This is a genomic window from Cupriavidus sp. 05N39, assembly GCF_056397325.1.
Genome location: NZ_JBFTNE010000062.1, coordinates 16,867 through 32,255 on the forward strand (window position 1 = coordinate 16,867; position 15,389 = coordinate 32,255).

At 66.1% G+C, this 15,389-nt stretch carries 14 protein-coding genes and 1 tRNA gene; 6 read left to right on the forward strand and 9 right to left on the reverse strand.

Features of this window, described 5'->3' with window-relative positions; translation table 11 throughout:
- Positions 1 to 156: 156 nt before the first annotated feature.
- Complete coding sequence (locus AC1DN0_RS26270; RefSeq protein WP_477111057.1) at positions 157 to 990, forward strand: thioesterase family protein; 834 nt, start codon at positions 157 to 159, stop codon at positions 988 to 990.
- Positions 991 to 1,443: 453 nt separating this feature from the next.
- Here AC1DN0_RS26270 and AC1DN0_RS26275 read toward each other — a convergent pair.
- The 6 genes from AC1DN0_RS26275 to cysS all read right to left on the reverse strand — a co-directional run bounded on the left by AC1DN0_RS26275 (position 1,444) and on the right by cysS (position 7,937).
- A tRNA-Ser gene (locus AC1DN0_RS26275) sits at positions 1,444 to 1,537 on the reverse strand.
- Between the two features lie 161 nt (positions 1,538 to 1,698).
- Positions 1,699 to 2,949: an aspartate kinase gene (locus tag AC1DN0_RS26280; RefSeq protein WP_477146126.1), complete on the reverse strand. Its 1,251-nt coding sequence runs from the start codon at positions 2,947 to 2,949 to the stop codon at positions 1,699 to 1,701.
- A 180-nt stretch (positions 2,950 to 3,129) separates the two neighbouring features.
- Positions 3,130 to 4,563 carry a tRNA lysidine(34) synthetase TilS gene (gene tilS / locus AC1DN0_RS26285; protein WP_477111058.1) on the reverse strand — a complete coding sequence of 478 codons (1,434 nt, stop codon included), beginning with the start codon at positions 4,561 to 4,563 and terminating at the stop codon, positions 3,130 to 3,132.
- A complete protein-coding gene (locus tag AC1DN0_RS26290; protein ID WP_183030977.1) occupies positions 4,529 to 5,500 on the reverse strand; it encodes an acetyl-CoA carboxylase carboxyltransferase subunit alpha in 972 nt (323 codons plus the stop codon). The genes tilS and AC1DN0_RS26290 overlap by 35 nt, the downstream gene beginning before the upstream one ends.
- A gap of 125 nt (positions 5,501 to 5,625) precedes the next feature.
- On the reverse strand, positions 5,626 to 6,552 hold the full coding sequence (locus AC1DN0_RS26295; protein WP_441636824.1) for a DNA-3-methyladenine glycosylase family protein: 927 nt from the start codon (positions 6,550 to 6,552) through the stop codon (positions 5,626 to 5,628).
- Positions 6,549 to 7,937: a cysteine--tRNA ligase gene (cysS, locus tag AC1DN0_RS26300; protein ID WP_477102780.1), complete on the reverse strand. Its 1,389-nt coding sequence runs from the start codon at positions 7,935 to 7,937 to the stop codon at positions 6,549 to 6,551. The genes AC1DN0_RS26295 and cysS overlap by 4 nt, the downstream gene beginning before the upstream one ends.
- Before the next feature lie 460 nt (positions 7,938 to 8,397).
- Here cysS and AC1DN0_RS26305 point away from each other — a divergent pair, with 460 nt between their 5' ends.
- The 4 genes from AC1DN0_RS26305 to AC1DN0_RS26320 all read left to right on the forward strand — a co-directional run bounded on the left by AC1DN0_RS26305 (position 8,398) and on the right by AC1DN0_RS26320 (position 11,161).
- Positions 8,398 to 9,096: a tetratricopeptide repeat protein gene (locus AC1DN0_RS26305; protein ID WP_441636820.1), complete on the forward strand. Its 699-nt coding sequence runs from the start codon at positions 8,398 to 8,400 to the stop codon at positions 9,094 to 9,096.
- A gap of 70 nt (positions 9,097 to 9,166) precedes the next feature.
- The gene (locus tag AC1DN0_RS26310) at positions 9,167 to 9,751 is read left to right on the forward strand and encodes a peptidylprolyl isomerase (RefSeq protein WP_045238023.1); all 585 of its coding nucleotides are present in this window, start codon (positions 9,167 to 9,169) and stop codon (positions 9,749 to 9,751) included.
- Between the two features lie 28 nt (positions 9,752 to 9,779).
- Positions 9,780 to 10,280: a peptidylprolyl isomerase gene (locus tag AC1DN0_RS26315; RefSeq protein WP_428177898.1), complete on the forward strand. Its 501-nt coding sequence runs from the start codon at positions 9,780 to 9,782 to the stop codon at positions 10,278 to 10,280.
- Between the two features lie 89 nt (positions 10,281 to 10,369).
- Positions 10,370 to 11,161: a UDP-2,3-diacylglucosamine diphosphatase gene (locus AC1DN0_RS26320; RefSeq protein WP_477111059.1), complete on the forward strand. Its 792-nt coding sequence runs from the start codon at positions 10,370 to 10,372 to the stop codon at positions 11,159 to 11,161.
- Between the two features lie 37 nt (positions 11,162 to 11,198).
- Here AC1DN0_RS26320 and cysE read toward each other — a convergent pair whose 3' ends face one another.
- The 3 genes from cysE to AC1DN0_RS26335 form a co-directional block, all read right to left on the reverse strand.
- Entirely contained in the window at positions 11,199 to 11,942 is a 744-nt protein-coding gene (gene cysE / locus AC1DN0_RS26325; RefSeq protein WP_045238026.1) for a serine O-acetyltransferase, read from the reverse strand.
- A gap of 218 nt (positions 11,943 to 12,160) precedes the next feature.
- Positions 12,161 to 13,282, reverse strand: coding sequence for a PrpF domain-containing protein (locus AC1DN0_RS26330; protein ID WP_477111060.1), 1,122 nt, complete (start codon positions 13,280 to 13,282; stop codon positions 12,161 to 12,163).
- 4 nt (positions 13,283 to 13,286) lie between these two features.
- Entirely contained in the window at positions 13,287 to 14,258 is a 972-nt protein-coding gene (locus AC1DN0_RS26335; RefSeq protein WP_441630078.1) for an RNA methyltransferase, read from the reverse strand.
- 137 nt (positions 14,259 to 14,395) lie between these two features.
- On the opposite strand from AC1DN0_RS26335, the gene AC1DN0_RS26340 reads away from it, so the two are divergent.
- Positions 14,396 to 15,214: an inositol monophosphatase family protein gene (locus tag AC1DN0_RS26340; protein WP_045238028.1), complete on the forward strand. Its 819-nt coding sequence runs from the start codon at positions 14,396 to 14,398 to the stop codon at positions 15,212 to 15,214.
- Positions 15,215 to 15,389: the final 175 nt, after the last annotated feature.

The following is a 15,389-nucleotide window of genomic DNA, read 5'->3' on the forward strand; positions in this document are numbered from 1 at the left end:
ACTTTGCACGCTGAATGATCTCCCCGCCCTTGATAGCCTTCAAGACGGGAAACGGCGCCAGGATTCTCTACGAAAAGACCGGCCTCGGCGTGCGCCGGGCCATCCAATTTACAGCTGGGCAGCCACGGCCGCCCACGATTCGATTTGGAGCACACCATGACGCAAGCGATCCCGGCATTCAGTGACAGTTCATCGGCTGTCTACGAACGACAAGGCGATACATGGTTGCCGACAGAGCTCTCACGCGGTCCATGGGACGCGCGTTCCCAGCACGGCGGGGCGCCATGCGCGTTGTTGGCGCATGCGGCCGAAAGCGCAGTTACGGAGCCTGGCTGGCGCCTCGCGCGCTTGAGTGTCGAACTGATCAAGCCAGTTCCGATTACCCCGCTGACAACGAGATGTAACCTCCAGTCGTCGCGAGCCACATCGCGTATCACTATCGACCTGCTTGCCGGAGACCTTCTGGTTGCCCGCGGACATGCCCTGATGCTGCGTGGCGCGCAATTGACGCTGCCTGGTGACCTGCCTGCCGGCTGGTCGCCCACGCGGCTTGAACCGTTGCCGGCAAACTGCAATGACAGCGTGCGCATCCCAGGCTTGCCCGACGGAACGTCCTTCTATCAATCGGCCATGGAGACACGCGTCGCACAAGGCGACCCTTCGCAAGCCGGCCCCAGCGCTGCCTGGTTCAGGCTCACGGTGCCGATCGTGCAGGGAGCGCCGACATCTCCCGCCATGCGTGCTGCCGCCGCGTCCGATTTCGGCAATGGGCTGAGCTGGGTGCTTCCGGCGAGTCGCTATCTGTTCGCCAATGCTGACCTTAGCCTGCATCTGCATCGTGAGCCCGTCGGGGAATGGATCGGGCTTTTGTCCGGTACAGAGGTGCATGGCAGCGGAACTGGTGTCACGATGTCACGCCTCTATGACGAGATGGGGACGATCGGCATCGCGATCCAGACGCTGCTGCTACGCGAACGGGCGACGAAGTAGGTCCGGACGGACCTGGGCATGTCGGCGTGCCGCACACGCTCAGCGCGTTCGTTGCAACGAACGGCGAGATCCGATCGGCCAGCAGGAGACCGCAGATGCTGTCAGGAACGACGATGTCGAACGCGCGAGGCTGGCACAACCTATTCAACGTGCGCCCGTGAACCGTCCCAGCCGGGGAACCCGATACTTGACCGGCTCGGTGCCCCGGCACTGCGCGATCGCGGCGAGGATCTGACGCTGAGGCTGCGCAGAATCTCTCGCTTGCCATGGACGGCAACGAGGTCCATCGGCACGCGCTTGCGCAGGTAGCAGATGCCGTCTCGGCGGGGTGAGGTACATGCTGGTTCCCGCTCTGTCTGTGTCAGGTACACACGCGGGGACAGCAGTGAAATCGGGGCCACAAAAAACAAAACCCCGGAAGACCGCGATCTTCCGGGGTTCTGCCGCCATTGCTGGCGGAGACGGAGGGATTCGAACCCTCGATCCAGGTTTTGGCCCGGATGCTCCCTTAGCAGGGGAGTGCCTTCGACCTCTCGGCCACGTCTCCCAAACCTGCCGTTGTGTGAGGGAGGCCACACAACGAAGCGCGTATTCTATCGGTCAGATTTCAATTGGTCAACGATGACTCGATAACTAATTCAAAAAAATCTCAGAACCGATAGTTGGACCTGCGGTTGGACAAGCCGCACGCGGCCTGTCCAACATGAATCACGCCTGATCCAGCTCGAACACCTTATGCAGCGCGCGCACCGCGAGCTCCATGTACTTCTCGTCGATCAGCACCGAGATCTTGATTTCCGAAGTGGAGATCATCTGGATGTTGATGCCTTCTTCCGACAGCGTGCGGAACATCTTGCTGGCGATGCCAACGTGCGAGCGCATGCCCACGCCGACCACCGAGACCTTCGACACCTTGGGGTCGCCGGAGACGCTGGCAGCGCCGATATGCGCCTTCACGCCATCGTTCAGGATAGCCAGCGCGCGCTGGTATTCGYCGCGCGGCACGGTGAAGGTGAAGTCGGTCTTGCCGTCGACGGACTGGTTCTGGATGATCATGTCGACGTCGATGTTGGCGTCGGCCACGGGGCCCAGGATCTGGTACGCGATGCCGGGCTTGTCGGGCACGCCCAGGACGGTGATCTTCGCCTCGTCACGGGCAAAGGCAATGCCGGAGATGACGGCTGCTTCCATTTCAGACTCTTCCTCAAAAGTGATCAGCGTGCCCGAGTGCATTTCTTGCTCGAGGGGCATCAGGGGGTCGGTCAGCGACGACAGCACGCGGGTCTTCACGCGGTACTTGCCGGCGAACTCCACCGAACGGATCTGCAGCACCTTGGAACCCAGGCTGGCCATTTCCAGCATTTCCTCGAAGGTGATCTGGTCCAGGCGGCGGGCGTCCTCGACCACGCGCGGATCGGTGGTGTAGACGCCGTCCACGTCGGTGTAGATCAGGCATTCGTCAGCCTCGATGGCGGCGGCGATGGCCACTGCCGAGGTATCCGAACCACCACGGCCGAGCGTGGTGATATTGCCGTACCCATCGATGCCCTGGAAACCCGTGATGACGACCACGCGCCCGGCGTCGAGATCGGCCAGGATGCGCTCGTCGTCGATCGATTCGATGCGGGCCTTGGTGTGGGACGAGTCGGTCTTCACCGGCACTTGCCAGCCGGTGTAGCTGATCGCGCCGACGCCCTCGCCTTGCAGCGCGATGGCCAGCAAGGCCGAACTGGCCTGCTCGCCGGTCGCGGCCAGCATATCCAGCTCACGCGGGCTCGGCTGCGCCGAAATTTCCTTGGCAAGACCAAGCAGGCGATTGGTTTCGCCGGACATGGCCGAAGGCACCACGACTACGCGGTGACCAGCACGATGCCATTTGGCAACGCGCTTGGCGACATTCTTGATGCGTTCCGGAGAACCCATCGAAGTGCCGCCGTATTTGTGAACGATGAGAGCCATCTATTTGTCGACGCCAGCGATTGTGCAAAACCTCTGAAAATACACGAAGAGGCGGCGTGAAGCAAGGCATCGCATGATGACACGCGCCCGGCGGAAGTGGCGCGCACGGCTCGCGCGCCTATTTTGCGCGCGGTATCGATGCGATCTGGCGTCCGCTTGCACCGCCTGTTCAGGGCGCGGTTACGCCCTCGTCCACTCCACCCATTCGATGCGCCAGCGTGGCGATGCGGGTGCAGCCGGCCAGCGCCGGTGCATGCCCAGCCCGGCCGCGAACACGAGTTGACCACCCGCCCACAGCAGGGGGAGCCGCGCGCGCCGCGCCATCGGCACGCCGGCCTCCTGATAGGCCTGCTTGAGTGCGCGCGCCGGGCCGCCCGGGCGCAGCACGATGCGTTCGCCGCCCTGCCGTGCCGCGAGCCGCAGGGGCTGCCGCAACGCGGCTTCGGGCAAGCCATAGGTGTCGTCGCGCGTAAAGCGCAGTTCGCCATGCCAGGCCGGCACCGCCAGGCTTGCCTCGCCCTGCCAGGCTAGCGCGAGATCGCCCGAAGCGATCGCTGGCCCGGCGTTCCGGGCCAGCACGCGCCCCTGGAAACGATGCAGCACCAGCGCCTCGTGATGGATGGCTGGCTCCCCGCCTTCGTGCTCGATCAATTGCGCGCGCATGGCGGACAAGCGCGCGGTGGAAGGGGCCTGCGTGCCGAGGTCGCGCAACCACAGGCGCAGCACAGTGTCGGCCTGCGCGGACGAAAGCGCGCGCAGGCCCGCGAGATCGAGTTCCGCGATGGTGCCGGCATCGCGCGGCGGGCGCACCAGCCCGGCCATCAGCTGCATGGCGAGCCCATCCAGCAATTCGCCGGCCTGCGCCAGGTGGGCGGCGGCCTGTGCCACGTTGGCGCGCAAGGCGGGAAACGCCGCGACCAGCGCGGGCATCTGCCCTCTCAGCGCGTTGCGGGCGAAACGGGGGTCGTCGTTGGAGGGATCGTCGATCCATGCGAGCGCATGGGCGGCACAGTAGGCATCGATGTCGTCACGCGCCACGTCAAGCCAGGGCCGCAGCAGCACAATCTGCTGCCGCGGCCCGAGCCGGCGCAGGCGCGGCATGCCGCCCAGCCCGGCCAGCCCGCTGCCGCGAAACAGGCGCAACAACACGGTCTCGACCTGGTCATCCAGGTGATGCGCGAACAGCAGCAGTTCCGCCCCGGCCTCATCGCACATGGCCTCCAGCGCTGCGTAGCGCGCGCGGCGCGCGGCCGCCTCGAGCCCTTCGCCGTGCTGCTGGCTCACCGCGACGCGGCGGCTGTAGAACGGCAGTTGCCAGTCGCGGCACAGCGACGCGCAGAAAACGTCCCACTCGTCGGCCTGCGCCTGCAGCCCGTGGTGCACATGCAGCCCCACCACGCGCAGCGGCAGCGACGACGACGCCACCGCCGCACGCAACGCGTGCAGCAGCGCTACCGAATCGCGTCCGCCGGAGAGCGCCACCGCCACCGTGCCTGCCCGTGCGCCATGGCCAGAAACAACAAAGGCCGCACCGGCCTGAAGTGCCTGTGCGACCTTGTCGGTCAAGCCGGCGGACGGGTCAGCCCGGTGCGCCGGTTTCCTTGAACTTGCCATAGGACAGCAGACGCTCGTTGCGACGCGCCTGCAACTCCTTCACGCTCATGCCCTGGAACTGGCGCAGCGAATCCGCCAGCGAACGCTTGAGCATGGCGGCCATGCCCTTGACGTCGCGGTGCGCGCCGCCCAGCGGCTCGCTGACGATCTTGTCGATCAGGCTAAGCGCCTTGAGGCGGTGCGCGGTCAGGCCGAGGGCTTCGGCAGCTTCGGGTGCCTTCTCGGCGGTCTTCCACAGGATGGAAGCGCAGCCTTCCGGCGAGATCACGGCGTAGGTGGCAAACTGCAGCATCTGCACCACGTCACCCACGGCAATCGCCAGCGCGCCGCCGGAGCCGCCTTCGCCGATGATGGTGGCGATCAGGGGCACCTTGAGGCCGGCCATCACGTAGAGATTGTGACCGATGGCTTCGGACTGGCCACGCTCTTCCGCGTCGATGCCGGGGAATGCACCCGGCGTGTCAACGAAGGTGAAGATCGGCAGGCCGAACTTGTCGGCCAACTCCATCAGGCGCTTGGCCTTGCGGTAGCCCTCGGGCTTGGGCATGCCAAAGTTGCGCATCGCGCGCTCTTTGGTGTCGCGCCCCTTCTGGTGACCGATCACCATGCACGCCTGCCCGTTGAAGCGGGCCAGGCCGCCCACGATGGAGAGATCGTCGGCAAAGCTGCGGTCGCCRTGCAGTTCGTGGAAGTCGGTGAAGATCTCCCGCACATAGTCCAGCGTGTACGGACGTTGCGGATGCCGGGCGATCTGTGCCACCTGCCATGGGGTCAGGTTGGCGTAGATGTCCTTGGTAAGCTGCTGGCTCTTGCCGGCCAGCCGCGAAATCTCTTCGGAGATATCGACAGCCGAATCGTCCTGCACAAACCGCAGTTCTTCGATCTTTGCCTCGAGTTCGGCAATTGGCTGCTCAAAATCCAGGAAGGTGGTTTTCATGAGACTCGCGTACCTGTCTGTGAAGGGGCGCATTCTACCGGAATTCACCCACTAAACCGCAAGTCTGCGGATGCAGCCTCGCGCACTTCCATGCAAATTCTGCTGTCTTTCTGCTGCCTGTCAGGCTAATACGTCACCGGCAGAGGGTCAAGACTGCGCCACATGTACCAGGTGGCGACGGTTCGCCACGGCTCCCAATTGGCCGCCACCTCGCGCGCTTCGCTGCGGGTAACGGGTTCACCGCTGAAATAGTTCGCCGAAATGGCGTTGATCAGGCCGACGTCGTCAAGCGGCAGTACATTGGGCCGCATCAGGTTGAACATCAGGAACATTTCGGCGGTCCAGCGGCCGATGCCGCGGATCTGCGTCAATTCGGCGATGACGGCTTCGTCGTCCATCTCCGTCCAGCTGTCGACATGCACGCGTCCCGCCTTGAAATGCTCGGCAAGGTCGACGATGTACTCAGCCTTGCGGCGCGACAGGCCGCAAGCGGCCAGGTTGTCGTGCCCGGCCTTTAGCATCTGTGCCGGCGTGAGCTTGGGACAGAGTGCCGCCAGACGCTCCCACACCGTTTGCGCGGCCTTCACCGAGATCTGCTGCCCAACGACGGAGCGGGCCAGCGTGATAAAGGGATCGCCGCGCGAGATCAGGTGCGCCGGACCGTAGGTGGGGATCATCTTGCGCAGGATGCGGTCGCGCTTCATCAGGTCGGCGCAGGCCTCGTCCCAGTAGGCGGGACGCACCGCGCCCACCACCGTCTCGACCGGCAGTGGGATTGCCGCGGCTTCCGGCAGCACGGGCGCCCTGGGCGTGCGTGCCGCGGTCTTCAGCACCGCCTTGCCGTCCGCCCGGACCACCGGCCCGGACGATTTGACCGGGGCCTTGCTGGCCACCTTGACACCGCTCTTCAGCGGCTTGGCGGCCTTCGCCACCGTGCTTGCCTTGGGCGACTTGAGCGGCACCGGCGGCTTCGCCGCAGGCCTGGCCTTGCTGGCCGCAGCAGTCTTGGACGGCGCCGCAGGCGTCGCCGTCTTGCGCACGGCAGCGTTCAAGCGCGCCTCCACTCGGTGGCACCGCCCGGCTTGTCTTCAAGGATCACGCCGCCGGCCAGCAGTTCGGCACGGATGCGGTCGGCTTCGGCGAAGTTGCGCTCCGCCTTGGCTTGCTTGCGCGCACCGATCAGGGTTTCGATCTGCTCCGGCTGCAGGCCATCGGCTGTCTTGCCGCCTTGCAGGAACGCGTGCGCGCCGCGCTCCAGCAAGCCCAGCGTGGCACCCAGGCCCTTGAGCTGGCGCGCCATCGCCCGCGAGCCGGTGCGGTTGACTTCACCGGCGAGGTCGAACAGCACGGCCATGGCGATCGGCGTGTTGAAGTCGTCGCCCATCGCGTCGATAAAACGCCGCGCATGCGCCTCTTCCCAGTCCAGGGGCTGGTCATCGGGCTGCACGTCCTTGAGTGCCGTGTAAAGGCGCGTCAGGGAATGACGAGCGTCCTCCAGGTGGTCATTGCTGTAGTGCAGCGGGCTGCGGTAATGCGCGCGCAAGATGAAGAAGCGCACCACCTCGGCGTCGTACTCCTTGAGTACGTCGCGGATGGTGAAGAAGTTGCCGAGCGATTTCGACATCTTCTCGTCATTGATTCGCACGAAGCCGTTGTGCATCCACAAGTTGACGAAGGTCTTGCCGCTGGCCCCTTCGGACTGCGCGATCTCGTTCTCGTGGTGCGGGAACTGCAGGTCGGCGCCGCCGCCGTGGATATCGAAATGCTCGCCCAGCAGCGCGCAACTCATCGCCGAGCATTCGATGTGCCAGCCCGGACGGCCGGCGCCCCATTTCGAGTCCCACTTGCTTTCGGCGGGCTCGCTTTCCTTCGCGGGCTTCCACAGCACAAAGTCGAGCGGATCGTGCTTGGCTTCGTTGGTGGCCACGCGCTCGCCGGCGCGCAGGTCTTCCAGCGATTTGCCCGACAGGCGCCCGTAATTGGGGAATTTGCGCACCGCATAGTTCACATCGCCATCGCTGGCCTGATAAGCCAGGCCGCGGGCCTCCAGCTTGCCGATGATATCGAGCATCTGCGGCACGTAGTCGGTCGCGCGCGGCTCATGGTCCGGGCGCTGGATGCCGAGCGCGTCGGCATCCTCGTGCATGTAGCGGATGAAGCGGTCGGTCAGCGCGCCAATGGTCTCGCCATTCTCCGCGGCGCGGCGAATGATCTTGTCATCGATGTCGGTGATGTTCTGCACGTAGGTCACCTGGTAGCCGGCCGTGCGCAGCCAGCGCTGCACCATGTCGAATACCACCATCACGCGCGCATGGCCAACGTGACAATAGTCGTACACCGTCATGCCGCAGACATACATGCGTACACGGCCGGGTTCGATTGGCACGAAAGGCTGTTTTTCACGCGCGAGCGTGTTGTAGATATTCAGAGGATGCATGAAACGAGGTGAAAGGATGAGGAATCCTGCCGGYGGCATGACCGGGCACAAACTGGCACTGGCTGGAACTGAACCGGCCGCCCGCATTCTGCTGCCCTGCCCCCGGGGCTGCCCCCGCGTTGCCCCGAAGTTGCCCATAACCGACTGCGGGCAATCCTCGCGCAACGATGCGGGACGAGAGGGACAACGGCACAGCGGGACAACACTGCAACGATACGGCGGGACAGCACTTGCAAGACACCAGATGCGCCATTGTCGCGCCTTCGCGAGACCGGCAACTTGCGCCTGCGCAAAACCAGGCGCGACCCATATCTTACCGGAAGCGACCGACCAGGGTGGCCCCGCGCCCGCCTTGCGGCGCACCACGGCAAGCCCGCGTGGCAAAGGGAACGCCCCGATACCCGGGCCGGCATGGCCGGGCTTTTGCTAGAATGCCGCGGAGTATAACGGACCGCCATACATGAGCCTGTTCCTGCCCACCATAGCAACCGCTTCATCCCCGCCCCTGCGCCGGCGCATTGCGGCCGCCTCGTTAACCCTGGCGGCCAGCCTGGCAGGCATGCTTGTCATGGCGGGCCCCGTGCGCGCGCAGGCCGGGCCCGTATCGCTTGCCGTGCCGGCCGTCCCGCCCGGCGGCGTGCGCTCTGCCGATCCGGGCATGGCCGAGGCGGAGAAGGCGGCGGCGCAGAAGAAATATGGCGAGGCCATCGATCGCTTCGACCGCGTGCTGGCCACCAACCCGCGCAATGCGCAGGCGCGCTTCGAGCGTGCCTGGGCCCTGGCCCAGGCCGGACGCGAGGACGAGGCCATCGCGGCGTTGTCTTCCATGGCACAGGATTTCCCGGAACTGCCCGAGCCGCACAACAACCTGGCCCTGCTGTACGCCAAGCGCGGGGATCTCAAGCGCGCCGAGGCGGAACTGCTGCTCGCTCTCGATGCCAAACCCGATTTCGCGGTGGGCTACACCAATCTGGGCGATGTCTACCGCCGCCTGGCCGAGAATGCCTACCGGGAAGCACTCCGCCGCAATCCCAAGGACGCGGCTGCGGCCTCGGGCCTCAAGCTATCGCAACCCGCGGCGGCCATCCAGCCTCCCGCGGGCACCACGCGCAAGGCAAGCGCCGCGGCCAGCGAGCCGGCGGCCGCACCCGCCCGGTAATGCCTTGCCCGGCAGGCGGGGCCGCAGCCAGGCCCCGGTCTTATCGTTTTCCAGATCCACGGAGTCAAGCATGATCTTTTCGCGTCGCCTCGTCCTTGCCGGCATGGTCGCCGGTGCCCTGGCGCTCTCGCCCCTGGCCTCGCAGGCACAGCAGCAGAAAGCCGAGCGGGTGCAATTCGTCACCAGCGCCGGCAAGTTCACGCTGGAGGTCTATCCGGACGCCGCGCCCAAGACGGTCGCGAACTTCATGGAATACGTCAAGAGCGGCTTCTATAGCGGCACCATCTTCCATCGCGTCATCAACGGTTTCATGGTGCAAGGCGGTGGCTTCGACCGCGACATGAAGCAGAAGCCCACGCGCGCGCCGATTCCGCTGGAGGCCCAGAACGGGTTGAAGAACAAGGCTGGCACGGTCGCCATGGCACGCACCAGCGATCCCAACTCGGCCACCGCCCAGTTCTTCATCAATGTGGTGGATAATTCCAGTCTCGACTATCCGCAGCCGGACGGTAACGGCTACGCTGTGTTCGGCAAGGTGGTGGAAGGCATGGATACCGTCGAAAAGATGAAGAACACGCCCACCACCTCGTATGGCCCGATGCGTAATGTCCCGGCCACGCCGATCGTGATCGAGTCGGCCTCTGTCGTCAAATAACACCGTACCACCGTACAAAGGAAAGCAAATGTCCAAGGTAGAACTCCACACCAGCCAAGGTGTCATCACCATCGAACTCGACGCCGAAAAGGCGCCCAAGTCGGTTGAAAACTTCCTGTCCTATGTGCGCAAGGGCCACTACGACAACACCATCTTCCACCGTGTGATCAAGAACTTCATGATCCAGGGCGGCGGTTTCGAACCCGGCATGAAGCAAAAGGCCACCGATGCCCCGATCGAGAACGAAGCCGGCAACGGCCTCAAGAACGATCGCTACACGGTTGCCATGGCGCGTACCAACGCACCGCATTCGGCCACCGCGCAGTTCTTCATCAACGCGGTCGACAATGACTTCCTCAACTTCACCTCGCCGACCCCGCAGGGCTTCGGCTACGCCGTGTTCGGCAAGGTGATCGACGGTACCGACGTGGTCGAGACGATCAAGGGCGTGCGCACCGGCAGCGCCGGCTTCCACCAGGACGTGCCGCTCGAAGACGTGATCATCGAAAAGGCCGTGGTGGTCGAATAAGTCACTGCCCCCCCCCGCCAGGACACGCTCTACCGCGCGCCTTGGCGGGGTCGCGGCACGAAGTCAGGCCAGACTCTCTCTCCAAGCGCATGACTGTGACCCAATCCACGCCGGCTGCCGGCGCCCTTGCGGTGCCAGCGCCGGCGTGGTTCATTTCCGACCTGCATCTCACGGCGGAGATGCCGCGCACGCTGGCGTCCTTCGAGCGCGTGCTCGAACGCGCGGCGCAAGGCTCGCGCGCGCTGTTTATCCTGGGTGATTTCTTCGAATTCTGGGTAGGCGACGAGGAAGCCGACAGCCCCTTTGCGGCGCAAGTGGCCGCCATGCTTCGCCAGCTCGCCAGCCGAGGCGTCCAGGTGTACCTGATGCATGGCAACCGCGACTTCCTGCTGGGACAGCGCTTTGCGCGCGCCGCCGGCGCCGCCTTGCTGCCCGATCCGACCGTGATCGAATGCGCCGGCCAGCGCGTGGTGCTCAGCCACGGCGACATGCTGTGCACCGACGATGAACGCTACATGAAATTCCGCCGCTGGACCCGCAAACGGTGGGTCCAGCGCGCATTCCTGTCGCTGCCGCTGACGCTGCGCCTGCGCGTGGCGCGGCGGCTGCGCGCCGATAGCGAGGCGGGCCGCGCCGACCAGGCGCGCCGCGATGCCCCGCCCGACTACGGCGACACCACGCCGCAAGCCGTGGCGGCGCTGTTGCGCGACAGCCATGCACCGGTTCTGGTGCATGGCCACACGCACCGCCCCGCCCGCCATGAAAGTCCGGAGGGCGTGCGCTGGGTGTTGACCGACTGGGACCTCGACGGCAAGCGGCCACGCGCCGCCGTGCTGCAACTCGACGCGGACGGCTTCCACGTACTGCCGCAAGTGGACTGACGCCGGGGCCGGCGTCCCCCAGGCGGCCCCGGCCTCCCTACTTCATCAGCTTGCGCAACTCACTCGCGTCGAAGCGGTCGTTCGGCGTGTTCTCAAGGTGCTCGCCGAGCCGGTCCAGCGCAGCCATCACCGTCTCGAGGCGCTCGTGCTGCTGGGCCGCATTGTCGATCAGGCTCTTGAGCGCCAGCGACACCGGATCGTCCGCGTTCGGCGTGATGCCGTAAGCGGAGAACTCCTGCTTGGCACCCTGCTGCCCGGTGGGTGCATCCGGCAGGATGATGCGCGCCGGGATACCAACCGCGGTGGCGCCCGGCGGCACCGGCTTGAGCACCACGGCATTGGAGCCGATGCGCGCGCCGTCGCCGATGGTGTAACCGCCAAGCACCTTGGCGCCGGCACTCACCACCACATTGGCGCCCAGCGTGGGATGGCGCTTCACGCCCTTGTAGAGCGATGTGCCGCCCAGGGTCACGCCCTGGTAAATGGTGCAGTCGTCGCCGATCTCGGCGGTCTCGCCTACCACCACGCCCATGCCGTGATCGATGAACACGCGGCGCCCTACCTTGGCGCCGGGGTGTATCTCGATCCCGGTGAAAAAACGGGCCCAGTGGGAAATCCACCGGCCGAGCCAGTGAAACCCCGCGTTCCAGCAAGCATGGGCGAAGCGGTGAAACATCACGGCATGAAAGCCGGGGTAGCAGGTCAGCACCTCCAGACGGCTGCGCGCGGCGGGATCGCGCCGCATGATGGCGTCGATATCTTCCTTCAGACGAGAGAACATCTTGGTCGTGTCGTGTTGCCACGCCGTGCGCCGCGCGTCCTGGGTCAGCAGGACTGACGCGCGTCGCCGGCATGGTCATTGGCCGGTGGGAACGGGATCAGGGAGTGTAAGAGATTTGCTACCCTGCTGCCGCCATGGACATGGATTGCGATGACGCGGTCCGCCTTTGCCGTACCGCGGTATCGGCCGCGGTGCGTGGAGGTGGACGGCGGCCGCCATCAACATCGCTCGGGCACGTGGACCAGGCCAGTCATCAGGCGGCGAGCGCTGTGGCTCATCACGGCGCGCTCCATCACCCAGGCCCCATCGCGCCTTGCCGTGACGGCGCCCACGGCAAGGACGCCCGACGCATGGCCGATGCGGGTCTGGCTGCCGCTGCGCACGGCGGCCCGATGCACCACCGAGTCCGGCAGGTTGGCAGCCGCCGCCAGCGCGATCGCGTCGGCCCCGGTAAAGGCAGGGTCGGCGCTGCGGCGCAACACATCGATATGGGCCGCGGCCAGCGAAGCCCCGGTGCTGGCGCGATAGCCTGCGGGCGGTGCCACCCATGCGATCCTGGGCGTGGCGGGACGCTCGCGCGTGGCGGTTTGCGCATCCGGCGCCAGTCCCATGGCCACCGCGCCCTTCGCGCGGATAGCCTCGAGCCCGGTCAGCAGCCCGGTGTCCGAGTCGATCCGTTCGGGCCGTTCTGTGCCATCCAGTCCCAGGTCGGCAGCGCGCACGAACACGGTGGGAGTGCCGGCCGTCACCAGCGTCGCCTCGATGCGGCCCATGCCTGGCACATCGAGCGTGTCCACCACGTTGCCGGTGGGACACAACGGCAACTGCGCGGTGGCCGGCTCAAGGTAATCGAGCACGATTTCGGCTGCGGGAAACGGCACCCCGTCTTCGCGGAAATCACCGTCCTCGAACGGATGGCCATTGCGGCAAGGCACGTGGGCGTGGAACACCTGGCCAATGCCCTGCTGCCAGATGCGGACCGTGGTGATGCTGTCGCGCGCCGGGACAAAGCCCCGCCAGATCGCGAACGGGCCCACCGCCGCCGACAGGTCTCCGCCATGGCCGGACCAGTCGATCCGCCGCTCGCCGATGGCCACCGCGCCGAACAGGCAATCGACGTCGCAGTCCGGGCGCTGCGAGGGACGCAGCAGCGCAACCTTGCTGGTGCTGCAAGTGGCGCCGCCCATGCCGTCGGCATGCGTGCCATACGGGTCGGGCGAGCCGATCACGCGCAGCAGCACGGCATCGCGCTCGGCCGGGTCGGTCGGCAGGTCGTCTGCCAGCAAGAACACGCCTTTGCTGGTGCCGCCGCGCATGTAGTAGGCCGGAATCTCCGCCACTTGCTTACTTCTCCTGTTTCACTGGCGCCCGTGCGCCGGCGCCTTGCGTGGCCATCAGCATGTGCTTGGCAATGCCCCGCAGGATATTGACTTCCTCTCGCTCCAGCCCGGTGCGCGCGAGCAGCCGGCGCAAGCGCGGCATCAGCTTCTTGGGGCTGGCCGGATCGAGAAAACCAATCGCTTCCAGGCCGGCCTGCAGATGGCCGAACATGGCCTCGATCTGCTCGGCCGTGGCCGGTTCGCCAGCATAGCCGATCTCGGCGAGCGGCGTAGCCCTCACCTCCAGCAGCGCCAGCCGCATCTCGTAGGCCACCAGTTGCACGGCCTGGGCCAGATTGAGCGAGGTATAGGCCGGATTGGCGGGAATATGGGTCACCGCCGAGCAGCGATCCACCACTTCGTTGGGCAGGCCGAAGCGCTCATTGCCGAACACGAAGGCAATGTGGGCGCCGGCGGCGGCCGGGGCGGCGGCATGCTGGGCGGCGATACGGGCACCGGCCTGCGCCACCGCGTCGCGCGGGAGCAGCCGCGGCGGCCCGAACTCGCGCTGGCGGGCGGTGAGCGCCACCGCGTAAGCGGTGCCGGCCAGCGCGACCTCGATGCTCTCTACGATCACCGCGCCGGCCAGCACATCGTCGGCGCCACTGGCCATGGCAATGGCATCCGGGTGCTCGCGCACCGCCGGCTCGCGTGGCGAAACCAGCACCAGGCTGCCCGGCGCGGCGCCAAAGCCCATGGTCTTCATGGCCCGCGCAACCGCACCGACATTGCCCGGATGACTGGTTTCCACCAGCACGAAGCGCACCGCGGCAAACGCGGCGGGGACGCCGCCGGCCGCATCCGGGCCGGTGCCGGGAGAAGCACCCGGGGGCGGAATAGGGGCCGGGCCGGTCTGGGGATCGGCGGCTGCGGCGGGGGCGCCGTTGGCGGCCGCGCTCGTCTGGTTCTGCGGGTTCATATACAATTCAGGCTTCATCTTCGGTGCGCCGCCCGTTTTTATGCGATGGCGACGCGCCCGTTCTTCTACAATCCGTTGTGTTGTCAGCCGCCCCGGGGGGCGGCGCGCCGGCCTTTTGCGCCAGGCGCGCACCCTTGGCCGGCCTGGAGAGATTCATGCATCCGATGCTAAATATCGCCGTCAAGGCGGCCCGCAAGGCAGGTTCCGTCATCAACCGCGCGTCGATGGACGTCGACCGGGTTCAGGTCTCCCGCAAGCAGCACAACGATTTCGTCACCGAAGTCGACCGCGCCGCCGAGGCCGCGATCATCGAGATCATCCGCACGGCCTACCCGGATCACGCCATTCTAGCGGAAGAGTCCGGCCCGTCCTGGGGCGAGGGCGAACCCACCAGCGAATACGTCTGGATGATCGACCCGCTCGACGGCACCACCAACTTTATCCACGGCTTCCCCCAGTACGCGGTTTCCATCGCCCAGCTGCACAAGGGCGTGCCGGCGCAAGCGGTGATCTACGACCCTTCGCGTGACGAACTCTTCACCGCCAGCAAAGGCGCGGGCGCGTTCCTGAACAACCGCCGCATCCGCGTATCGCGCCGCGACAAGCTGGCCGACTGCCTGATCGGCACCGGCTTCCCCTACCGCGACATGGAAGGCCTGGACCAGTACATGGAACTGTTCGCGCTGATGACGCAGAGCTGCGCCGGCTTGCGCCGCCCGGGCTCGGCCGCGCTCGATCTCGCCTACGTGGCCTGCGGCCGCACCGATGGCTTCTTCGAACAAGGCCTGCATCCCTGGGACATGGCCGCCGGCATGCTGCTGGTGACCGAAGCGGGCGGCCTGGTAGGCAACTATTCGGGCGAAGCGCGCCAGCTCGAACAAGGCGAAGTCCTGGCCGGCAACCCCAAGGCCTTCGCACAGATGGTGCGCCTGCTGTCCCCGTTCTCCGTGGACAACGCCAAGCCGGCCCGGTAAAAGCACAACGCAACAAAGCGCCCCACATCCATGGGCTGCCCGCCGGCGGGCCCCTTCACGCGATGCGAAGCGAGCGGTGAGGGTGTGCTTGGCCGCGCGGGGCGCCTTCTTCGCTTCCCTTCCTGGCAAGACAAGAAGGCAGGTCGCCCCTCCCCCCCCCCGCAGAGGATGAAAC